The sequence below is a fragment of the Novosphingobium sp. CCH12-A3 genome (genome assembly GCF_001556015.1).
Classification (GTDB): Bacteria; Pseudomonadota; Alphaproteobacteria; order Sphingomonadales; family Sphingomonadaceae; genus Novosphingobium; species Novosphingobium subterraneum.
Genome location: NZ_LSIA01000168.1, coordinates 1 through 19,819, shown reverse-complemented (window position 1 = coordinate 19,819; position 19,819 = coordinate 1). Strand labels below are relative to the sequence as shown.

Annotated in this window: 22 protein-coding genes and 1 tRNA gene; 12 read left to right on the top strand and 11 right to left on the bottom strand. The window is 62.7% G+C overall.

What is annotated here, in order from left to right:
• Positions 1–440: 440 nt before the first annotated feature.
• The 4 genes from AX703_RS13485 to grxC form a co-directional block, all read right to left on the bottom strand.
• Positions 441–517: transfer RNA gene (locus AX703_RS13485), tRNA-Arg, on the bottom strand.
• Positions 518–562: 45 nt separating this feature from the next.
• Positions 563–1,039: a DUF1178 family protein gene (locus AX703_RS13480; RefSeq protein ID WP_062344759.1), complete on the bottom strand. Its 477-nt coding sequence runs from the start codon at positions 1,037–1,039 to the stop codon at positions 563–565.
• Positions 1,036–1,866, bottom strand: a complete 831-nt coding sequence (locus tag AX703_RS13475; protein WP_255355064.1) for a carbon-nitrogen hydrolase family protein — start codon at positions 1,864–1,866, stop codon at positions 1,036–1,038. Before AX703_RS13475 ends, AX703_RS13480 begins: the two co-directional genes overlap by 4 nt.
• Entirely contained in the window at positions 1,863–2,129 is a 267-nt protein-coding gene (gene grxC / locus AX703_RS13470) for a glutaredoxin 3 (protein WP_039332218.1), read from the bottom strand. The genes AX703_RS13475 and grxC overlap by 4 nt, the downstream gene beginning before the upstream one ends.
• A gap of 172 nt (positions 2,130–2,301) precedes the next feature.
• Between grxC and AX703_RS13465 the strand changes: the two genes are divergently transcribed.
• Complete coding sequence (locus tag AX703_RS13465) at positions 2,302–2,763, top strand: Hsp20 family protein (protein ID WP_039332216.1); 462 nt, start codon at positions 2,302–2,304, stop codon at positions 2,761–2,763.
• Between the two features lie 117 nt (positions 2,764–2,880).
• Positions 2,881–3,498, top strand: a complete 618-nt coding sequence (locus AX703_RS13460) for a TonB family protein (protein ID WP_197423715.1) — start codon at positions 2,881–2,883, stop codon at positions 3,496–3,498.
• Positions 3,499–3,504: 6 nt separating this feature from the next.
• Here AX703_RS13460 and AX703_RS13455 read toward each other — a convergent pair whose 3' ends face one another.
• From AX703_RS13455 to tpiA, 4 genes are all read right to left on the bottom strand, one after another.
• Entirely contained in the window at positions 3,505–4,194 is a 690-nt protein-coding gene (locus AX703_RS13455) for a Crp/Fnr family transcriptional regulator (protein WP_039332214.1), read from the bottom strand.
• Between the two features lie 72 nt (positions 4,195–4,266).
• Positions 4,267–5,898 (bottom strand): CTP synthase, encoded by a 1,632-nt coding sequence (locus AX703_RS13450; protein WP_062344754.1) that lies wholly within the window; start codon positions 5,896–5,898, stop codon positions 4,267–4,269.
• 153 nt (positions 5,899–6,051) lie between these two features.
• Positions 6,052–6,435, bottom strand: a complete 384-nt coding sequence (gene secG / locus AX703_RS13445) for a preprotein translocase subunit SecG (protein WP_039332434.1) — start codon at positions 6,433–6,435, stop codon at positions 6,052–6,054.
• A gap of 108 nt (positions 6,436–6,543) precedes the next feature.
• A complete protein-coding gene (tpiA, locus tag AX703_RS13440) occupies positions 6,544–7,314 on the bottom strand; it encodes a triose-phosphate isomerase (protein WP_062344752.1) in 771 nt (256 codons plus the stop codon).
• A gap of 281 nt (positions 7,315–7,595) precedes the next feature.
• Between tpiA and AX703_RS13435 the strand changes: the two genes are divergently transcribed.
• From AX703_RS13435 to trpC, 5 genes are all read left to right on the top strand, one after another.
• Positions 7,596–9,536 (top strand): peptidylprolyl isomerase, encoded by a 1,941-nt coding sequence (locus AX703_RS13435; RefSeq protein WP_062344751.1) that lies wholly within the window; start codon positions 7,596–7,598, stop codon positions 9,534–9,536.
• Positions 9,537–9,541: 5 nt separating this feature from the next.
• Entirely contained in the window at positions 9,542–11,080 is a 1,539-nt protein-coding gene (locus AX703_RS13430) for an anthranilate synthase component I family protein (RefSeq protein WP_062344749.1), read from the top strand.
• The gene (locus AX703_RS13425) at positions 11,077–11,664 is read left to right on the top strand and encodes an aminodeoxychorismate/anthranilate synthase component II (protein WP_062344746.1); all 588 of its coding nucleotides are present in this window, start codon (positions 11,077–11,079) and stop codon (positions 11,662–11,664) included. The genes AX703_RS13430 and AX703_RS13425 overlap by 4 nt, the downstream gene beginning before the upstream one ends.
• Positions 11,661–12,650, top strand: coding sequence for an anthranilate phosphoribosyltransferase (trpD, locus tag AX703_RS13420; RefSeq protein ID WP_062344744.1), 990 nt, complete (start codon positions 11,661–11,663; stop codon positions 12,648–12,650). Before AX703_RS13425 ends, trpD begins: the two co-directional genes overlap by 4 nt.
• Positions 12,651–12,718: 68 nt before the next feature.
• Positions 12,719–13,507 carry an indole-3-glycerol phosphate synthase TrpC gene (trpC, locus tag AX703_RS13415; protein ID WP_062344742.1) on the top strand — a complete coding sequence of 263 codons (789 nt, stop codon included), beginning with the start codon at positions 12,719–12,721 and terminating at the stop codon, positions 13,505–13,507.
• Between the two features lie 3 nt (positions 13,508–13,510).
• Here the strand turns inward: trpC and AX703_RS13410 are convergent, their stop codons facing one another.
• Positions 13,511–14,257, bottom strand: coding sequence for a lysoplasmalogenase (locus AX703_RS13410; protein WP_231735535.1), 747 nt, complete (start codon positions 14,255–14,257; stop codon positions 13,511–13,513).
• Here AX703_RS13410 and trmFO point away from each other — a divergent pair.
• Entirely contained in the window at positions 14,240–15,607 is a 1,368-nt protein-coding gene (gene trmFO, locus AX703_RS13405; RefSeq protein ID WP_062344761.1) for a methylenetetrahydrofolate--tRNA-(uracil(54)-C(5))-methyltransferase (FADH(2)-oxidizing) TrmFO, read from the top strand. The genes AX703_RS13410 and trmFO overlap by 18 nt on opposite strands.
• Before the next feature lie 4 nt (positions 15,608–15,611).
• On the opposite strand, the gene AX703_RS13400 is transcribed toward trmFO, so the two are convergent.
• Both AX703_RS13400 and AX703_RS13395 read right to left on the bottom strand, forming a co-directional pair.
• On the bottom strand, positions 15,612–16,082 hold the full coding sequence (locus AX703_RS13400; RefSeq protein ID WP_039332202.1) for an EF-hand domain-containing protein: 471 nt from the start codon (positions 16,080–16,082) through the stop codon (positions 15,612–15,614).
• Positions 16,083–16,160: 78 nt separating this feature from the next.
• The gene (locus AX703_RS13395; RefSeq protein WP_062344738.1) at positions 16,161–16,748 is read right to left on the bottom strand and encodes a hypothetical protein; all 588 of its coding nucleotides are present in this window, start codon (positions 16,746–16,748) and stop codon (positions 16,161–16,163) included.
• A 143-nt stretch (positions 16,749–16,891) separates the two neighbouring features.
• On the opposite strand from AX703_RS13395, the gene AX703_RS13390 reads away from it, so the two are divergent.
• The 4 genes from AX703_RS13390 to AX703_RS13375 all read left to right on the top strand — a co-directional run bounded on the left by AX703_RS13390 (position 16,892) and on the right by AX703_RS13375 (position 19,806).
• Positions 16,892–18,511: a TadE/TadG family type IV pilus assembly protein gene (locus AX703_RS13390; RefSeq protein WP_082734579.1), complete on the top strand. Its 1,620-nt coding sequence runs from the start codon at positions 16,892–16,894 to the stop codon at positions 18,509–18,511.
• Positions 18,508–18,984 (top strand): TadE/TadG family type IV pilus assembly protein, encoded by a 477-nt coding sequence (locus tag AX703_RS13385; protein WP_062344733.1) that lies wholly within the window; start codon positions 18,508–18,510, stop codon positions 18,982–18,984. The genes AX703_RS13390 and AX703_RS13385 overlap by 4 nt, the downstream gene beginning before the upstream one ends.
• Positions 18,981–19,433, top strand: coding sequence for a TadE/TadG family type IV pilus assembly protein (locus AX703_RS13380; RefSeq protein WP_062344731.1), 453 nt, complete (start codon positions 18,981–18,983; stop codon positions 19,431–19,433). The genes AX703_RS13385 and AX703_RS13380 overlap by 4 nt, the downstream gene beginning before the upstream one ends.
• Before the next feature lie 145 nt (positions 19,434–19,578).
• Positions 19,579–19,806 carry a TadE/TadG family type IV pilus assembly protein gene (locus tag AX703_RS13375; protein ID WP_062344730.1) on the top strand — a complete coding sequence of 76 codons (228 nt, stop codon included), beginning with the start codon at positions 19,579–19,581 and terminating at the stop codon, positions 19,804–19,806.
• Positions 19,807–19,819 lie beyond the last annotated feature (13 nt).

Below are 19,819 nucleotides of genomic sequence, written 5' to 3'. Positions count from 1 at the left end.
CTGCCGTTACCCAAGGACAGACAGGACACCCCAGGGCTGATAGCACGGCGCCGAACCCTGAGCGACGCTGCGGATGCGGAACCCGCCATGATTGTGCGACTGTGTCAGCACAAACGACAGGTTCTTTTCACGCAGCCGCTTGCCAGAAGCCAAGGCAGTACGCGAGCCGCTGCCAAAGCTTCGTCCTTTCACATGTGTCCGCCCTCAGGCTGAGCCGACCAGGGGCCCGGAACCGCCCCCCGGCCACTCGCAACCGGTCCCGCGCCCTTCCCGCGCGTGCCACAACGGCACCGCACCGGTCGCGCGATCTGTGATTTCCACCGGCGTTACGGTCCGCATTCGCCAGCGGATGCGATCTCGTACCAAAGTCATGGCGTCCCCGCGAAGGCGGGGACCTCAGCGTCCCCGACCACGGCAATGACATCAACGCTCTAGGAAAATGGTGCGCCCGACGGGATTCGAACCCATGGCCCCCAGATTAGGAATCTGGTGCTCTATCCTGCTGAGCTACGGGCGCCCGCGCACTCCTTTAGGCAGGGGCGCGGGCGCTGGCAACGCTCTTTCAGTTGGCTTCTTCCGGCGGAACGACGGGAATAAGCAAGGGAGCAACCGCAATGCCCTCATCAAGCAATTCACGCGCCTCATCGGGCGTCGCACGGCCGTGGATGGCGCCGGGGTCCTTCTCGCCGTAGTGCATTGCGCGGGCATCGTCGGCGAATTTGTCCCCTACCCAGGTCGAGGACTTGATCGCCTCGGCCTGCATCGCAGCGACAGCCTGCAGCATGGCCACGGCCTCGGGCGGCAGCGGGACATTAGCGACGGGCGCGGATTCCGCAGGCTTTGCCGGCACCGGTGCCGCAAGCTGGTTGCCTTTGCGGCCAACATTGGGCGCCATGACCGCCTTGGCGACATCGGGCGATCCACACGAAGGACAGGAGACCAGCCCCCGAGCGAGTTGACTTTCATAGTCCTGCGAGGAGCCGAACCAGCCCTCGAAGCGATGCCCGTTCGGCCCGCATTGCAGATCAAAGACAATCATGCCGCCGATCTAGGGATTTCGCGCTTGTTGGCAAGACTGGGAAGCTGTGCGCGAACCTCGCCCGTTCGGGCAGGGTCGACATATGCAAAGCCCAGCGAGCTGCCTTCACCGCCATCGTAGACAACCTCGCCCCAGGGATCGACCACGAGCGAATGCCCGAAGGTCTCGCGCCCGTCTTCGTGAACGCCGCCCTGTGCAGCGGAAATGACCCAGGCGCTGGCTTCCACGGCGCGAGCGCGCTGCATCAGGTGCCAATGCGCCTTGCCGGTCGGCACGGTGAATGCCGCCGGGATGCGGATCGCGTCGCAGCGGCGACGGCCCAGTTCCTCGAACAGGGCCGGGAAGCGGATGTCGTAGCAGATGGCCATGCCGAGGCGGCCCAGCGGCGTCTCGACAGTCACCACTGCATCGCCGGGCGTGTAGGCTGCGGATTCGCGCCAGGTCTCGCCCGTTGCCAGATCGACATCGAACATGTGGATCTTGTCGTAGCGCGCGGCGATTTCCCCGTCGGAATCGATGATGAAGCCGCGATTGGCCCACTTGCCGTCATCGCGAAGCACGGCCAGCGAACCAAGATCGATCCACAGCCCCAGATCCCGTGCCGCCGATCGCGCGGCGGCAAGTACCGGATTGTCAGCTTCGGTCACGATATGCGGGGTTGCCCTTGCCCGGTCGCGATCGAGAAGCCCGCACATTTCGGGGGTGAAGAGCATCGCCGCCCCCTCGTCCGCCGCCTTCCGCGCTGCGCCGACGATCGCATCTGCATTGGCCAGCGGATCGATCCCGCTGGTCATCTGGAACAGCGCAACCCTTAAGGGATCCGTCACTTTCCGAGCATCATGTCCAGCTTGCCCTGCGCATTGAGCGCGGCAAGATCATCGGATCCGCCAACGTGGATGCCATCGATGAAGATCGAGGGCACGGTGGTATGGCCGGGAGCGCGTTCCAGCATTTCCGCCTTCTTGGGTCCGCCCATCGTCACATCGAATTCTTCGTAGGACACGCCCTTGCTGTCCAGCAACTGCTTGGCACGCGCGCAGTAGGGGCAACCCCACTTCGTATAGACTTCGACCTTGGGCGTATCGGACATCGGTACCTCTATCTGGGTCTTGAAATGCGGTTTTCGCTAACACACATGGGTTTTCGTGTCATGCGCCGCAAGCCGGGCCTGATCACGAATACGTTCGTAAAACCGCCGATGCGGGCGCCGGGTTCCGGGTTCGCAAAGGCAAGTGCAGATTGCTCTATCAGAGGATATTGCCATGAACCGTTTTGACTTTACCCCCTATCGCCGCACCACCGTGGGTTTTGACCGCCTGTTCGACCTGCTCGAACGCCAGGCCCGCGCCAATGCCGGTGACAATTATCCGCCCTTCAATATCGAGCGTAGCGGCGAAGATGCCTACCGCATCACGCTGGCGGTCGCCGGATTCAAGGCCGAGGACATCGACATCACCGCCCAGCAGAACCTGCTCGTGGTAAAGGGCCAGCGCCCCGAACCGCAGGACCGCGAATTCCTGCATGTCGGTATCGCCAATCGCGGTTTCGAGCGTCGCTTCGAACTCGCCGATTTCGTCCGCGTTGAAGCCGCAGACCTTGCCGACGGCCTGCTGACCATCGATCTCGTGCGCGAAGTGCCCGAGGCGATGAAGCCCAAGAAGGTGCTTATCGGCGCGCAGAACCAGCTCAAGGTGATCGAAGGCGACAATACCGCCGCCGCTTGACGACCAATCGCAAAACAACATTGCGGACGGACTTGAAAGAGCCTGTCCGCAATGTTGCCATGCTTGCGCGCTGCCTGGAATTTCGCAATAACAAGCCTTTATTGCGGAAGGACATTCATGAGCACTATTGCTTTGGCGACATTGGCAGCAGCAGCGGCCAGTGTAAGTACGCCAGACTATGGCAAGCTCATCATGCCTGCCGATTACCCGACATGGGCGCTCGCTCGGTCGGAATCAGCGCTTGCGGTTGTTGAATTCTATGTCGATCCAAAGGGCAGAATATACGACTGTAAACTGATCGACAGTGTGGGTTCACCGGAACTCGCGGGCGAGGTTTGTCGCGCAATAACGAAGAAGCGGGTTTCTCCGGGGCGACTTGCCGACGGCACCGCAGTTCATTCATTCGAACACAATGCCATCCGCATGTGGATACCCGGCGGTGCAAATTCGGACAAGGTCCTGAAAACCAGCCCAGCGCCCGATCTTGAAATGACCGTCCGCCGAACACCTGCCATGTCGGAAAGAATCGAAGGTTCACTGACAGTTGCTGTCGCGGCAAATGGTGCGGTTTTTGATTGTACCACCAGCCCGCGCGTAAAGCCCGAAGATGTTGCTGCACTTCGACAGATTTGCGCACAGCGAACCTTGTTGGCACAGCCTCCGCGGCTCGACGAAAACGGAAAGCCGATGACTTACGTCACGGAAGTTCGCGTCGCTCTCATACCCGAAGGCTGATCGCCATTACCACGCCTCAGCGACATCGATAAGCGCCTCGCGATCAAGAATGGTCACGCGCCCGCCTTTCAGGGCAATGATGCCATTGTCGACCCAGGCGGAAAGCTGGCGATTGATCTGTTCGCGCGACATGCCGGCGAAATTGCCGAGTTCGCCCTGGCTCAGCGCAATCTTGAGCTGATTGCCGGTGTCAGACGTGTCCCCCATCATCAGGCGCAACAGGAAACGCGCCAGCCTTGGCCCGGAGGTATAGGCCCGGTCGGCCTCGATCACGGCGTTGTTCTGCCGCAACCGGCGCGCCATCGCCTTGAGCAGGCGCAGGGCCAGACCCTTGTGCTTGTCGATGATATCGCCGAAGGCCCCGCGGGTAAGGATCAGCGCCTCGATCGGCTCGATGGCTTCGACCGTGGCCGTACGGTCCCCGCCATCGAGGAAGGCGATCTCGCCCAGGACATGGCCGGGCTCGGCATAGTCGAGGATGATCTCGCGCCCGTTTGCCGCTAGCATGCTGACCCGCGCGAGCCCCTTGAGGATGATGAAGAGAGTCTTGCCCTCTTCACCTTGCGCCATCAACTCCTGCCCTGGCTTGAACTGGCGGACCTGGCCACGCGCGATGATATCGGACAGCTCGGCCGGTTCGCAGTCCGCGAAAAGACTTTGTGCCGTCAGCGCTTCAGCCAGCTTGGCCGCATCCATGTCGAGGTCCCCCAGATTGCTGCAGCGCAGATAATCAGGGAAACCTCGCCATGACCAGTCCCTTAAGAGCTTTTAAACCAGACGCGCCTGCTTGACGGCCGCGGCAATGAACCCTGCAAAAAGCGGATGGGGTTCGAAGGGACGGCTCTTGAGCTCCGGATGGAACTGCACGCCGATGAACCACGGGTGATCCGGACGCTCGACGATTTCCGGCAGGAGACCGTCGGGAGACATGCCCGAGAACACCAGACCGCCCTTCTCGAGCCGCTCCTTGTAGGCGATGTTCACTTCGTAGCGATGGCGATGGCGCTCGCTGATTTCGGTCGCGCCATAGATGTTGGCAACATGGCTGTTGCCTGCAAGCTTGGCATCATAGGCGCCCAGCCGCATCGTTCCGCCAAGGTCACCGCCTTCCGACCGCTTCTCGAGACCCTCGGCAGTCATCCATTCGGTAATGATGCCGACCACCGGTTCATCGGTGGGGCCGAATTCGGTAGACGAAGCTCCGGGAATGCCGGCGGTGTTGCGGGCGCCTTCGATGCAGGCCATCTGCATGCCAAGGCAGATGCCGAAGAACGGTACCTTGCGTTCGCGGGCAAAGCGCACCGAGGCAATCTTGCCCTCGGTGCCACGTTCTCCGAAGCCGCCCGGCACAAGGATGCCGTGCATCGGTTCGAGATGCGCTGCGATTTCCGCATCGTCCTTCTCGAAAAGCTCGGCGTCGAGCCACTTGATCCGCACCTTGACGCGGTTTGCCATGCCGCCATGGACCAGCGCTTCGTTGAGCGACTTGTAGGCATCCTGCAGGCCGACATACTTGCCGACGACGCCGATGGTCACTTCGCCCTCGGGGTTCTGGTGCCGATCGACGATATCGTCCCAGCGCGTCAGGTCCGGCTCCGGCGCAGTCAGGCCGAAATGGCGCAGCACTTCGCTGTCGAGGCCCTCTGCATGGTACTGCAGCGGCACGGCGTAGATGCTTGAGGCATCGCGAGCCGGAATGACCGCAGACTTTCGCACGTTGCAGAACTGCGCGATTTTGGCTCGCTCGCCCTCGGGCAGCGGCTTCTCGCAACGGCACAGGAGAATGTCGGGCTGAATGCCAAGGCCGGTGAGTTCGCGCACCGAATGCTGCGTCGGCTTGGTCTTCAATTCACCGGCAGCCGCGATGTAGGGCACCAGTGTGACGTGCACGAAGCAGGTCTCGTTCCGGTCGAGTTCGTTGTGCATCTGGCGCAACGCCTCGATGAACGGCAGACCTTCGATGTCGCCCACAGTCCCGCCGATCTCGCACAGCACGAAATCGAGATCCTCGGTTTCGGCCTGCGCAAAATCCTTGATCGCGTCGGTCACGTGCGGAATCACCTGCACCGTCGCGCCAAGGTAATCGCCACGGCGCTCCTTCGCGATGATATCGCGGTAGATGCGGCCCGAGGTAATGTTGTCTGCCTGGCGTGCCGAAACGCCGGTAAAGCGTTCGTAGTGGCCCAGATCGAGATCGGTTTCAGCACCATCGTCGGTCACGTAGACTTCGCCGTGCTGATAGGGGCTCATCGTCCCCGGATCGACATTCAGATAGGGATCGAACTTGCGGATGCGCACGCGAAAACCGCGTGCCTGCAGCAAAGCTGCCAAGCTTGCTGCCATGAGTCCCTTGCCGAGCGAGGAAACCACGCCGCCGGTGATAAAAATGTACCGCGCCATGGGATTCGGGCCTTAGCGTCAGAAGTTGCAACTAGGCAAGCGGTTGCGGCTGCAATCTTCGCCACAATCCACAAGCCGTGGACGAAAGCAAAACGACAACCGACCCGCAACCTGTCCGGTCGCGGGGCGGCGAGCCGCTCTGCGGTATTCGGTTTACTGGCCGGCGGCGCCGTTCAGCGGATCATTCGCCGGGGCCGACTGGACCGGAGCCGTGCCAGGCTGCGCGCCCTGCGCCGGAGCCAGGGGATCCGCCGCCGGTGCGTTCTGCACAGGCGTGGTGCGCTCCAGCGAAGTATCAATCTCGCGGCTCGAGTTCGTGCCAACCGCAAGAGCAGCCAGAGCAATGCTGAGCACGACAAATGCTGTGGCGAGAATCGTCGTCAACCGCGTCATGAAGTCAGCCGCACCGCGAGCAGACATGAAGCCGGCCGGGCTTCCGCCCACGCCCAGGCCACCGCCCTCGGACTTCTGCATCAGGATCACGACCACCAGCAGCGCTGCGACAATGGCCTGGACCACGGTTAGAAAAATGAACAACGACATGAATCACACCTCGTGCGCGAAACCGCGCGGGAATCTTGAGCGGCATGTAGGCTTGCTGCGCCGTCCGCGCAACCCGCGCGTTGCCGCGCTCAAGCTTCTCCCTCAAGCCTCTCCGTTGCCAGCGGCTGCCACGATCGGCAGGAAAGCTTCAGCCGTCAGGCTCGCCCCGCCGACCAACGCACCGCCCACGCCTTCTGCAGCAAGCAAGTCCCTGGCGTTTCCGGCGTTGACCGAACCGCCATAAAGGATGCGCACCTTCGCACCGCTCTCGCCGTAGAGAGCAAGCAGTTGCTGGAGAATCTGGGCATGCATGGCGACAACATCTGCAACTTCTGCCACGCGCCCGGTACCGATCGCCCAGACCGGCTCATAGGCAACCGCCATCTTGCCTGACGCTACTGCGTCTGCAGCAGCATCGGCATCCGGCATCGAGGCAGTGACCTGAGCGGAAACGACCGCTTCGGCCTTTCCGCCATCGCGCTCTTCAAGCGTCTCACCCACGCAGACGATGATTCCGAGCCCGGCAGCAAGTGCGGCTTCGGCCTTCGCCTTTATCAGGTCGTCGCCTTCGCCATGGCCCTTGCGACGTTCGCTGTGCCCGACGATAACAAAGTCGGCTCCGGTATCGACCAGCATTTGCGCAGAGACGTCGCCGGTGTGCGCGCCCTTTGCGTTGACATGGCAATCCTGCCCGCCAACCCCCATTGCGCTCACCGCCTCGCGAAGAGCGCCAATCAGGGTGAACGGAGGGGCAATGGCAACCTGAACGTCCGGATAGCGCCCTGCCGCCCGGTCAATCGCCCGCGCTTCGGCGAGCATGGCGCGCGTCCCGTTCATCTTCCAGTTGCCTACAATATAAGGACGGTGCGGCATGATCGGCGCGTTCCCCTGAATTTCGCAGATACAATCGGTTGCAGGACATCGATCGCCCTGCTTCGTCGGCGCGGCTATCAAACCCGGACTGATTCTGCAAAACGCCTGATCGCATAAGCGGGCATAGCGCCGGTTGCCGCAGGCGCCGCTGCCACACGCGACCTATTGCCCGATGATCGATGGCATGGAGCCATTGCGAGAATTGCGTTTGCCTCCTAAGGCAACCGCTAACCGAACCTTCGGGTGCGTTGCCGTGCCCAGACGAGAGACGAACTACACAAATGCTCGGCTTTTTCCGCTCGTTCCTCAAGTCGCGCATCGGCGTTGCCGTTGCCCTGATCTTTCTTGGCCTGATCGCGCTGGCATTCGCCAGTGCCGACGTCACCGGCAGTGGCTTTGGCGGAATCGCCGGTGGCGATCGCGCTGCCAAGGTCGGCTCCAGTCGCATCGGCACGGCTGAACTCGGCAAGGCGCTGACCAACGCGTTCGAGCAGGAACGGCAGAAGCAGCCCGGCCTGACGATGAAGCAATTCCTCGACGCTGGCGGCATGGACACCGTGCTCACCGGCCTGACAGACAGGCTGGCCATGGCCGAGTGGGGCCGCGAGCATGGTCTGATGGCAGGTGATCGCCTGATCGACAGCGAAATCACCAAGATCCCGGCCTTCCAGGGTCCTGATGGCAAGTTCAGCCAGTCGGCCTATGAGCAGCTGCTCGCCCAGCGCGGCCTGACAGACAAGGACGTCCGCAAGGATCTCGGTCAGGGCCTGCTGGCCCGGCAGATCCTGTTGCCGGCTGCATTCGGCGCCCAGATGGCTGACGAAGCGGTCCAGCGCTATGCTGCGCTGCTGACGGAGAAGCGCGTCGGCACCATCGTCTCGGTGCCATCGCTCGCCTTTGCGCCGACGTCGCCCCCGGCCGACAGCACTCTTGCCGCGTTCTACAACGCCAACAAGAGCCGCTACATGCAGCCCGAACGCCGCACGATTCGCTACGCTATCGTTGACGAGGCGAGCCTGAAGACCGTGGCAGCGCCCAACGACGCCGAAATCGCCCAGCGCTACAAGCTCAACACCGCAGTCTACTCCGCGTCCGAACAACGCTCGGTAACGCAGGTCATTGTCCCTACCGAGGCCGCTGCCAAGGCGCTTGCCGCAGAGGTCGGTGCAAACGGCTCGCTCGACAATGCCGCTCGTGCCAAGGGCCTGGTCGCCAGCAAGCTTGCCGATCAGACGCGCGATACCCTCGCCAACCAGACATCGCGTGCCGTATCCGATGCCGCATTCGCCGCGGCTTCGGGCACGCTGGCAACGCCTGCGAAGTCGGGCCTCGGCTGGCACGTGCTCAAGGTTGACGCCGTCAAGCGCAATGCCGGCAAGACTCTCGAACAGGCGCGCCCCGAGATCGTCGCGGCCCTGACCCTTGAAAAGCGCCGAGCAGCGCTGTCCGATCTTGCCGCACAGGTCGAGCAGGAAATCGACAATGGCACCGGCCTTGGCGATATCGCCAAGACGCTGAAACTGACCGTCTCCACCACGGCTCCGCTGACAGCGAATGGCAGCGTGTTCGGCAAGCAGGACGAGAAGGTGTCTGCCGACATCGCCCCGTTGGTTCAGGCCGCGTTTTCGATGGAGCGCGAAGGCGAAGCCCAGCTGGCAGAGATCAAGCCTGGCGAGAAGTTTGCCGTTTACGATGTCGGCCAGCTCGTCGCCGCCACGCCCGCCCCGCTGGATCAGATCAAGAGCGTCGTTGCCCGGGACTGGGCCGTTCAGCAGGGCGCAGCGAAAGCCAAGGCTGCCAGCGACAAGATCCTGGCAGCATTGAACAAGGGCACGCCGCTGGCCGAAGCTCTCAAGCTCGCCGGCGCCGCTCTGCCCGCTCCCCAGCCCGTGGACCTGCCGCGTCAGGCGCTTACCCAGATGCAGGGACAGGTTCCTGCACCGCTTGCGCTGATGTTTGCCATGGCCAAGGGCAGCAACAAGCGGCTCGAAGGGCCGAACAACGGCGGCTGGTACGTCGTTTCGCTCAAGGAAATCGTCCTCGGCCAGGTCAAGCGCGGCAATCAGATCTTCCAGCAGGCTGCCCGCTCCTTCGGACAGGATGCCGGCGGCGAATATGCCGAGCAGCTCCGCCTGGCGATCCGCAAGGATGTTGGAGTCGAACGGAACGACGCCGGGATCAAGGCCGTCCGTGACCAGCTGACCGGCAGCAACGCCCAGTAAATCCCATGACCACCGACCTCGCCAAATCTGCCTTCGCACTCCCCGAGAACCATGAGGCTGCGCTTGCGCAGCTGTATGCCGGAAAGCCTGCGCTGATCTGGCGCAAGCTGATTGTCGATACCGAGACTCCCGTGGGCGCCGCGCTGAAGCTCATGGAGAGCGGGCGGGGCGATTTCCTGCTCGAATCCGTGCAAGGCGGCGAAGTGCGGGGACGGTACAGCCTGCTCGGCATCGACCCGGATCTGGTGTTCCGCGCCACCGGCACACGCGCCGAGATCAATCGCATCTGGCGGCACGACAAGGCCGCCTTCGCGCCGCTTCCCGGCGACGCACTTGCAGAGCTGAGGGCCCTTGTCGCTGCCTGCCGGATCGATGTTCCTGCCGCGCTTCCGTCGGCGCTGGCCTGTCTTGTCGGCTATTTCGGCTACGAGACGATCGGCCTTGTCGAGAAGTTGCCGCGCGCTCCGCAGAGCGACCTCGTGCTGCCCGACATGCTGTTCACCCGCCCCACGGTGGTGCTGGTGTTCGACCGCCTGTCCGACGAACTCTTCGCCATAGCCCCGGTCTGGGCCGAAGGCGGAGCGCCCGAGCGGCTGCTTGAAGCCGCGGCCGAACGCATCGACAACGCCTTGCGCAAGCTGGCGGAGCCTGTTCCGGCCGACGCCCGTCTGGCCGAGGCGGTGGACGTAACCCCGCAACCGGTCATGCCTGCCGCCAACTATGCGCGCATGGTGAGTGCCGCGAAGGACTACATCGAGGCAGGCGACATTTTCCAGGTCGTACTGGCCCAGCGCTTCACCGCGCCCTTCCCCCTGCCGCCGATCGCACTCTACCGCGCCCTGCGCCGCATCAACCCCTCGCCCTTCCTCTATTTCCTCGACATGCCGGGCTTCGCGCTGACCGGATCGAGCCCGGAAATCCTCGTCCGCATCCGCGATGGCGAAGTGACGATCCGCCCGATTGCCGGCACCCGCCCGCGCGGCAAGACGCCAGACGAAGACCGCGCCAACGAGCTGAGCCTGCTCGACGATCCCAAGGAACGCGCCGAGCACCTGATGCTGCTCGACCTCGGCCGCAACGATGTTGGCCGCGTGGCCAAGGCAGGTACGGTCAAGGTCACTGAAAGCTATACTGTCGAGCGCTACAGCCACGTCATGCACATCGTCTCGAACGTGGTCGGCCAGCTCGACACGAACCGGGCTGACAGCGTCGACGCCCTGTTCGCGGGCTTCCCGGCCGGCACTGTCAGCGGCGCGCCAAAGGTCCGCGCCTGCGAAATCATCGCCGAGTTGGAACCCGAAACACGCGGCGCCTATGCCGGCGGCGTCGGCTACTTCGCCCCTGACGGCTCGGTCGACAGCTGCATCGTCCTGCGAACCGGCGTGATCAAGGACGGCGTGCTCCACGCGCAGGCAGGCGCAGGCATCGTCGCCGACAGCAACCCCGAATACGAACAGCGCGAGTGCGAGTTGAAATCAGGCGCATTGTTCGCAGCGGCGCGTGAGGCTGTGCGGGTGGCAACAGAAGCGAAGTTTGGCCAATGATCCTCGTCATCGACAACTACGACAGCTTTACCTGGAACCTCGTCCATTACCTGATGGAGATGGGCGCGGAGGTTGAAGTCGTGCGCAATGACGCGCTCACCGCTGAACAGGCGATCAGGACCGGGGCGCAGGGGTTCCTGCTCTCGCCGGGGCCCTGCACCCCCAATGAAGCAGGAGTCAGTCTCGATCTCGTCGGCGCGGCGGCGGATGTGAAAGTGCCGTTGCTGGGCGTCTGCCTCGGGCACCAGTCCATCGGGCAGTACTTCGGCGGCAACGTCGTGCGCGGCGGCTTGATGCATGGCAAGACCTCGCCGGTCACCCATGATGGCACAGGCGTCTTCGAGGGCCTGCCATCGCCGTTCATCGCCACGCGCTATCACTCGCTGATCGTCACCGACATTCCCGAATGCCTTGCTGTCAACGCGCAGTCGGATGACACACACGTCATGGGCTTCCGCCACACCTCGCTGCCGATCCATGGCGTGCAGTTCCACCCGGAAAGCATCGCCACCGAGCACGGCCACGCGATGGTCGCGAATTTCCTGAAGCTCTGCGGCATCAAGACCAACCCGCTTCCGGCATGAGCCTGCCTGACGTCACCCATCCGCTGGAGGAAGCCGAGGCAGAGGCCGCGTTCGCAGCGATCCTCGACGGCACCGTGGCGGACGAAGCCATCGCGAAGTTCCTCGTCGCCCTTTCGGACCGGGGAGAGACGGCGAGCGAGATTGCCGGTGCAGCCCGGGCGATGCGGGCGCGGATGATCCCGGTCAGCGCACCCGCCAATGCCATCGACGTCTGCGGCACCGGGGGCGACGGTCACCACACGCTCAACGTATCTACCGCAGTCAGCCTCGTTGTTGCCGCGTGCGGAGTGCCGGTGGCCAAGCATGGCAACCGCGCGGCGAGTTCGAAAGCAGGCGCCGCCGATACGCTGGAGGCGCTCGGCCTCAACCTCGATCGCGCCGCCGAAACTGCCGAGGAAACGCTGGCCGACCTTGGCATCTGTTTCCTCTTTGCTGCGCGCCATCACCCGTCGATGGGCCGCATCATGCCGATCCGCAAGGCGCTGGGCCGCCGCACGATCTTCAACCTTATGGGGCCGTTGGCCAATCCGGCAGGCGTGTGCCGCCAGCTGGTCGGCATTGCGCGTCCCGCCTATGTACCGATCTATGCCGAAGCAATCCGGCGCCTTGGCACAGATCACAGCATGGTCATCTCGGGCGACGAGGGGCTGGACGAACTGAGCCTTGCCGGCGGCAATGAACTGGCCGAAGTGCGTGGGCACGAAGTGCTTATGCGCCGTGTCAGCCCGGAAGATGTCGGCCTGCCGCAAACCCCGGTCGACGCCATTCGTGGTGGCGATGCTGCTTTCAACGCCGCAGCCTTGCGCGCCCTGCTGCAAGGTGAAGTAGGTCCGTACCGTGACGCGGTGCTGTTCAACGCCGCCGCCGCGCTGATCGTTGCGGGTGAGGCACGCGACTGGCACGAGGGCATCGAAGAGGCCGCCGAAGCGATTGACAAGGGCCTGGCCAACGCGCTGCTCAATTGCTGGATTGCGGCGCTGAAGTAGCGCTTGGCGCTACAGGTCACACGATACACTTGCCCCAACGGGTTCAACCTCGCTAAGGCGCCCCTGCCATGACCGACAAGCTCACTGAAATCTGCGACACCAAGCGCGTTGAAGTCGCCGCCCGCAAGGCCGCTGTCAGCATCGGCGAGCTGGCCGCGCGCGCCGGGCAGCAGAGCGCCCCGCGCGGGTTCGAGGCGGCACTGCGTGCCCGCGCGCAGACCGGCTATGCATTGATCGCCGAGATCAAGAAGGCCAGCCCTTCAAAGGGACTGATCCGCGCCGATTTCGCCCCTGCAGACCATGCCCGCGCCTATGAGTCCGGGGGCGCCGCCTGCCTTTCGGTGCTGACCGACGCGCCATATTTTCAGGGGCATGAAGACTATCTCGTCGCGGCGAGCGCCGCCTGCACACTGCCGGTGATCCGCAAGGACTTCATGGTCGATCCCTGGCAGTGCCTTGAAGCGCGCGCCATCGGGGCCGATGCCATCCTGATCATTGCCGCCTGTCTTTCCGACAGCCAGATGGCCGAGATCGAGGCCGCGGCCCGCGAACAGGGCATGGATGCGCTGGTCGAAGTCCACAACGAAGAGGAAATGGAGCGCGCGAGCCGCCTGAAGTCGCGCCTGATCGGCGTCAACAACCGCGACCTGAAGCGCTTCGTGACCGATCTTGGCACGACCGAGCGCCTTGCTCCGTTGGCCCCTGAAGGCACCTTGCTGGTTGCCGAAAGCGGCATCAACACCCACGCCGACATATTGCGCCTTGAAGGTTGCGGCGCGCGCACGTTCCTCGTCGGTGAAAGCCTCATGCGTCAGCCAGACGTTGAAGCGGCAACCCGCGCCCTCCTGCAGGGCTGAACTTTACCGGACGGGCCGAAACTCGCCCCTCGTCCGCAGAGTGGCGATCACGCCGGTGCAGATCATGAACTGGCCGAAGTAGTAGAGCGGCCAGATCAGCAGCCCCGGGACCGCGCTGCGCGCCAGCGGGACCATCCTCGCGAAGATCAGCAGGTCGGACACGACGAACATGGCGGCGCCCAGCGCCACCCGGCTGCGCGGAAAATCGCTGGCAAATGCGGCCGTCGCCATTCCGCCGAGCAACAGCGCATAGCCTGCAACGTCCATCCGGCCTGAAAGCGCCCACGACAGCGCCGGGACGCCGATGACAGATACAACTGCCACGGCCTTGTCCAGCCCTGAAAGGCTGGCGCGGGGATGGCGCAGATACAGCGCTATCGCGGCGATGTGGCCCGCGAAAAAGGCTGCAGCACCACCGGTGAAGTCCACTTCCAGCACCATGTCGCCAATCGCGCCCAGCGCCATGACCAGCGCCAGCAGGTGGGCGCTGCGCGAGGGATGATGCGCCCAGGCATATGCAGCGAGCAGGGCAACGCCCGCGCCTTTCCAGAGTATCAGCCAAAGGCCGGGCACCTGCCCCTTTGCGGCAAGCCAGTAACTCGTTCCGGCGATCAGACTGGCGACCAGCCAGGGCCGTTTCTCGATCAATGCGCGTCCCGGCACCCGGCGTCTTCTCCCTTTGCCCTGCGGACGCTCTTGCCGCAATGGCGCGGCAATGCCAAGGGCAAGCCCATGACGCATCAGGTCCATATCATCGGCGGCGGCATGGCCGGCAGCGAAGCGGCGTGGCAGCTTGCCCGTCGCGGGGTTCGCGTAAGACTTTCCGAAATGCGCGGCAGTGGTGACACTACCCCTGCACACAACGGCGATGGCCTTGCCGAACTGGTCTGCTCGAATTCCTTTCGGTCCGATGATGATGAGAAGAACGCCGTCGGGCTGCTGCATTACGAAATGCGCCAGTGCGATAGCCTGCTCATGGCGGCAGCGGCCAAGGCGCGGGTGCCCGCAGGATCGGCGCTGGCTGTCGACAGGGACGTGTTCTCTGCTGAAGTCGAGGCGGCCCTGCGCGCGCAGCCTACGCTCGAGATTGCAAGGGAACGCATCGATTCACTGCCCGGAGAGGGGCTGACGATCGTGGCGACAGGGCCTCTTACCAGCCCTTCACTTGCCGAAAGCATCGGTGGCACGACCGGCGCCGACAGCCTCGCCTTCTTCGATGCCATTGCGCCGATCGTCTACCGCGATTCCATCGACATGAGCGTGGCGTGGATGGCCTCGCGCTGGGACAAGGGCGCGGAGGCCTCGCTCGCGCTCGGCGGCGACGGGCGCGATTACATCAATTGCCCGATGACGAAGCCGCAGTACCTCGCCTTCCGGGAAGAGCTGCTCGCCGGTGAGAAGACCGAGTTCAAGGAGTGGGAAGCCAACACCCCCTACTTCGACGGGTGCATGCCAATCGAGGTCATGGCCGCGCGGGGCGAGGAGACGCTCCGGTTCGGACCGATGAAGCCGGTGGGACTGGACAATCCGCATTGGGCGACGGCGGAACACCCCAATGGGCGCTGGCCCTATGCCGTGGTGCAACTTCGCCAGGACAACAAGCTCGGCACACTATGGAACATGGTCGGCTTCCAGACCAAGCTGAAGCACGCCGAACAGGTTCGCGTGTTCCGCACGATCCCCGGCCTTGAAAATGCCGAGTTCGCCCGACTGGGCGGCTTGCACCGCAACACCTTTCTCAATTCGCCAGCGCTGCTCGATCGGCAGCTTCGACTGAAATCGGCGCCGCACATCCGGTTTGCCGGTCAGATCACGGGCTGCGAAGGCTATGTCGAAAGCGGTTCGGTCGGGATGCTGGCCGGCCTGATGACGGCGGCGCAGATTGCAGGGCGCGCGTGGACACCGCCTCCGCAAACGACGGCCTTGGGAGCACTGCTGTCGCACATCACCGGCGATGCCGATGCCGAGAGCTTTCAGCCGATGAATGTCAACTTCGGCCTCTTCCCGCCGTTGCACGACGTGAAGAAGAAGGCGCGTAAGGAAGCTTATACCGAGCGGGCCAAGGCGGACATGGCCGGGTGGCTCGGTTCTCTGGCGTAAGCCCCTATTTGCAGGAGCATTTCTGCTTTGGCTTGGGTGCTGCCTTCGGCCGCGTGGTGGCGAATTCCTCGCGGGTGAGAAACAGGTCGCCATTGCCATCGGCCGACTTGAACTTGTCGACAGTCACATAGGCCCATTCCTCGAAGGTCAGCAGATTGTTGCCGTCCTTGTCGAGCTTGCGGAACGCCGATGCGCGCAGGCTCAGCATTTCGGTGCGGCTGATCCGGTTGTCCCGGTCCTTGTCGACCAGATTGAACCTGCGGGTCTCCTTGCCGACAGACGTTGCTTCGGGAGGGGCGACACCGGTAAGCCCTTCGATGTCGGCGCTTGGCAGACCTTCCGGAGCGACTGCAGCATCGGCGACCGGCAATGGCGGGGCAGTCCCTTCGCGTGTTTCGGCACGGCCCTGCCACCAGAAGACGCCTGCAGCGCAAAGCATCAGGGCAGCGAGACCACCAAGCAAGGCACGAACCATTTTTCACCCTCCTTGATGAAGGGTCTAACGCCGCAGGCTTGTCGCGGCAGCGGTAGATGCTACCGCTTTGGCACGAACTCAGAAGCCCAGCGTCCCTGCGCGGACCACCCGCAGGAAATCGACAAGGCGGCGTCCCTTTCCCGGGTTATCGGCACTGTCCTTTATGGCGCAAAGCACGGCAAGTGGCCGCATCGCGCGGGGCAGTGCACCTCTCCGCCCGCCTGGGGTTGCCTCACCCGCCAGATATCGCGCATGAGCGGCGATCGCGCCGTTGTCTCGAACGTCAAGCACCTCGGCCAGTGCGAGATAGGCATTGGTCAGGGCCAAGGCGAATTCGTCTTCCTGTTCCTCGCCCAGGGCGCGAGCCTCCCAGCTATCGACCAGCCCCACCAGCCGACCGTGCTGCCCCTTCCACGCCCTTAGCGACGCAAGTGCCGGTTCGCTGACCGGCCACGCCTCACCGCTCTCGTTCAAGCGATCCCGCCACCACGACAGCCGCAACTGGACCATCAGGGGTTCGCGCCCGGGGCGGGCAGTCTCGGCCAGTTTCTGCTCGAGCATGAACAGGGCCAGCCACGCAGGGCGCGCCGCCGCAGGAGCATAGGCAAGGGCAATTTTACGCGTGATATCCAGGGTTTCGGCGGGTTTCGATGGTAACTTCGACATTAAGAAACAACTCTCGCAAATCCCGTATTGTTTAACGGGCCGTCAACCAGATGGCTTCAAGATGAACTTACCACGACAATCTACTTAACGATTCGCGGGATTGGCATCGGCAGCCGCCGACGGAATGAGAAAACGGTAGCAGCATGCTCTCAGCATTTCGATCACTCTCGGGGTTGGTCCACTTGTGCAAGCGCCTTGCCCGGCACAAGAGAGGCAATGCAACGCTCCTGCTTGCCCTGGGCATGCCGGCATTCATTGGCGGGGCGGGTTTGGCGGTCGATACCGCACAGTGGTACATGTGGAAGCGCGAATTGCAGTTCGCCGTGGATCAGGCAGCTCTGGCCGGCGCCTGGGCCCGAACGCAGAGCGCGACGCGCGCCATCTATTCGGACCGGGCGCTTCAGGAATTCAACGCAAACATATCGACCGTGGCCGACATCACCGTGGGAACCCCTTCGGTTACGTTGTCGAGCTATGCCGGTGGCAGCAACAACAGCGTCACGGTGAGCGCGACGGTGCGCGACACCCTACCCTTTTCAAGCTTCTTGACGGGAGAAGGCACCACGGTCACGGCATCGGCGCAGGCAGCCTATACGTCCGGCACGTCCTTCACGTCCTGCCTGCTTGCGCTTGATGAAGACGATAGCGGCGCCGTCACGATCGGCGGCACTTCCGTGCTGAAGGCCAAGTGCGGCATTGCGGCCCTTTCGACCTCCGACTCGTCCATAGTCGTCGACGGCAATCCTGATATCGATGCCGGCTGGGTGCTGTCCCGCGGCGGCATCGACGAATGGTTCAGCACCCATACGGACGACGAGGTCCATGATTACCTCGAGGGACTGTTCGATCCCTACGCCAACCTTACACCGCCGAACCCGGCAGAAAGCCAAGTGGCGCGCAGCTACTACTGCGTCAAAGGTACGACCACGACCCGAGCCGACCGAAACAAGAAGACCACTGTCACCTATACCTACTGGAAGGGTGCGACCTGGCAAACTGCGACCGAGCAGGTCAGCGGCAACAAGAACGCGAAGAAGGACTATTCGACCGAGAACAACGACAGCTATGTCATTGTCGAGAACACGGTGGTGGCGGGCACGACCTATGCGACCACCGTAGTCTGGACCCAGACGAACAGCGGTTCGGGGAACAACACCGTCTGGGAAAAGATGGAAACGGTTGTTGCCACCACCCTGTCCAACATCAGCAAGACGACCACCGCCGACCTGGCCTCTGCGCTGCCCGGGACTTATGTCGGGGGCATAAAGGTGTCTTGCGCCACGACGTTTGCGCCGGGCGTCTACATCATCGACGGTGGCGGGGTCGAGATCAGCGGTCAGTACGCCGTCGTCGGCAGCGGTGTGATGTTCGTGCTCAAGAATGGTGCGTACATCAAGATCAATGGCGGCTCGAACATCAACCTCACTGCCATTCAGGCTTCGGAACTGGTCAGCCGTGGTGTATCGGAAACGAACGCCAACGCGCTGGCCGGCATGCTGGTATTCGAAGATCGCGCCTCCACCGGAACTGACCGCAGCAAGATCAACGGCGATTCCGATACGGTCCTTAACGGCACCATTTACCTTCCGAACAGCGGCATCGACTTCACGGGGACCGCAAGGGTTACCAGCCAATGCCTGATGATCGCGGCTGACACGATCACGATTTCCGGCACGGCCAACATGAACTCGTTCTGCCCGCCCGGAATGACCGAAGACACCGTGGTCGCCAAGGAAGTCAGCAAGGTGAAGCTGATCGTATGATCCCAGCCCGATCGCTTCTGCAACGCCTGATCCGCGATCCGAGCGGGGCGATGGCCGTGGAGACGGCCATCATTGCCCCGCTCATGGTGCTTCTCAGCCTTGGCGCCTATCAGGTGAGCAGCCTTGTTGCGCGGCAAAGCGAGTTGCAGAGCGCCATGACGCTGGCCGAATCCGTCGCGCTCGCCACCGACCCCGATACCGCCGACGAACTTACCGCACTCAAGAACGTCGTGATTGCGACTGCCGGACTGGAATCCGAACAGGTGACGGTGGCGGCCGCCTATCGCTGCAACTCCTCCAACGCCTATGTCGCCCTGGAAAGTACCTGCGCGACAGGCGACAACGTGTCGCGCTATGTACAGGTCACCCTGACTCACGATTACGTGCCAATCTGGACGGAGTTCGGCCTGGGCTCGACCATCGAACTTCGGGTCAATCGCTATGTTCTTTACGGCCAGAGGACAAAGGCATGACTGTGATTGGCCTGACAAGGACGCTTCGTGACCTGCTGCGCCAGACGCACGGATCGGTGGTGACGGAATTTGCCCTTCTCGCCCCCACGATCCTTGCGTTGATGCTCGGAGTCTTCCAGATCGGCATAGGCATGCAGAACTACAACGCGATGCGCTCGGTCGCCTCGGACGTGATGCGTTATGCTGTGGTGAACTACCAGACCGGAAATGAACTTACCAACGATCAGATCCGGTTTTACCTGCGCTCCATCGCGATAAAGAGCCCTTACCAGTTGGAAAGCTCGCGCCTGGCGATCAGCGTAACGAATGTTGCCACGCCGCGTATTTCAGGAACGGTCGAGAAGACCGTGACAATGACCTACAGCATACCGACTGTTCTGTCATTTATTGGTGTGGATGAATTTCCAGTCACATATTCCCAGCCGCTATTCCTGATGGAAAATACATGAGGCTAAGCTGCCCGATCTGATCGCCCATCAGCGCCTGGGTTAATCATGCCTTCCACAACATATCGGGACGATTTCGGTAATTTAAGACAAATTTTACGATGAAAGTTATCCTTGATATTAGGGGTTTCTGCTTAGTCGTCTAAGCATGTCGTCAGACGATTCTCTTTCCTGCCGTCATTCGTGGCTTCGAACGCAATATCGTTCTACGGTCGAATGCCTGCGCGGTCTCTGCCGGGATGAATCAGGCAATGCCCTGATCTTGCTCGCAATCTCTGTCGTTCCCCTGCTTGCGCTGGTCGGCTCAAGCATAGACATGGGCCGTGCCTATCTGGTCGTCCGTGAACAAAGCGAAGTTCGTTTCGGTGCCGGGTAGACCGGGTCTGTCA

Bases quoted from the DNA above. Each gene is read 5' to 3' on its own strand.
- AX703_RS13480 (WP_062344759.1), bottom strand. From the start codon at position 1,039: ATGATTGTCTTTGATCTGCAATGCGGGCCGAACGGGCATCGCTTCGAG.
- grxC (WP_039332218.1), bottom strand. From the start codon at position 2,129: ATGTCCGATACGCCCAAGGTCGAAGTCTATACGAAGTGGGGTTGCCCC.
- AX703_RS13465 (WP_039332216.1), top strand. From the start codon at position 2,302: ATGAACCGTTTTGACTTTACCCCCTATCGCCGCACCACCGTGGGTTTT.
- AX703_RS13460 (WP_197423715.1), top strand. From the start codon at position 2,881: ATGAGCACTATTGCTTTGGCGACATTGGCAGCAGCAGCGGCCAGTGTA.
- AX703_RS13455 (WP_039332214.1), bottom strand. From the start codon at position 4,194: ATGGATGCGGCCAAGCTGGCTGAAGCGCTGACGGCACAAAGTCTTTTC.
- AX703_RS13450 (WP_062344754.1), bottom strand. From the start codon at position 5,898: ATGGCGCGGTACATTTTTATCACCGGCGGCGTGGTTTCCTCGCTCGGC.
- tpiA (WP_062344752.1), bottom strand. From the start codon at position 7,314: ATGCCGCACCGTCCTTATATTGTAGGCAACTGGAAGATGAACGGGACG.
- AX703_RS13435 (WP_062344751.1), top strand. From the start codon at position 7,596: ATGCTCGGCTTTTTCCGCTCGTTCCTCAAGTCGCGCATCGGCGTTGCC.
- AX703_RS13430 (WP_062344749.1), top strand. From the start codon at position 9,542: ATGACCACCGACCTCGCCAAATCTGCCTTCGCACTCCCCGAGAACCAT.
- AX703_RS13425 (WP_062344746.1), top strand. From the start codon at position 11,077: ATGATCCTCGTCATCGACAACTACGACAGCTTTACCTGGAACCTCGTC.
- trpD (WP_062344744.1), top strand. From the start codon at position 11,661: ATGAGCCTGCCTGACGTCACCCATCCGCTGGAGGAAGCCGAGGCAGAG.
- trpC (WP_062344742.1), top strand. From the start codon at position 12,719: ATGACCGACAAGCTCACTGAAATCTGCGACACCAAGCGCGTTGAAGTC.
- trmFO (WP_062344761.1), top strand. From the start codon at position 14,240: ATGACGCATCAGGTCCATATCATCGGCGGCGGCATGGCCGGCAGCGAA.
- AX703_RS13410 (WP_231735535.1), bottom strand. From the start codon at position 14,257: ATGGACCTGATGCGTCATGGGCTTGCCCTTGGCATTGCCGCGCCATTG.
- AX703_RS13400 (WP_039332202.1), bottom strand. From the start codon at position 16,082: ATGGTTCGTGCCTTGCTTGGTGGTCTCGCTGCCCTGATGCTTTGCGCT.
- AX703_RS13395 (WP_062344738.1), bottom strand. From the start codon at position 16,748: ATGTCGAAGTTACCATCGAAACCCGCCGAAACCCTGGATATCACGCGT.
- AX703_RS13390 (WP_082734579.1), top strand. From the start codon at position 16,892: ATGCTCTCAGCATTTCGATCACTCTCGGGGTTGGTCCACTTGTGCAAG.
- AX703_RS13385 (WP_062344733.1), top strand. From the start codon at position 18,508: ATGATCCCAGCCCGATCGCTTCTGCAACGCCTGATCCGCGATCCGAGC.
- AX703_RS13380 (WP_062344731.1), top strand. From the start codon at position 18,981: ATGACTGTGATTGGCCTGACAAGGACGCTTCGTGACCTGCTGCGCCAG.
- AX703_RS13375 (WP_062344730.1), top strand. From the start codon at position 19,579: ATGTCGTCAGACGATTCTCTTTCCTGCCGTCATTCGTGGCTTCGAACG.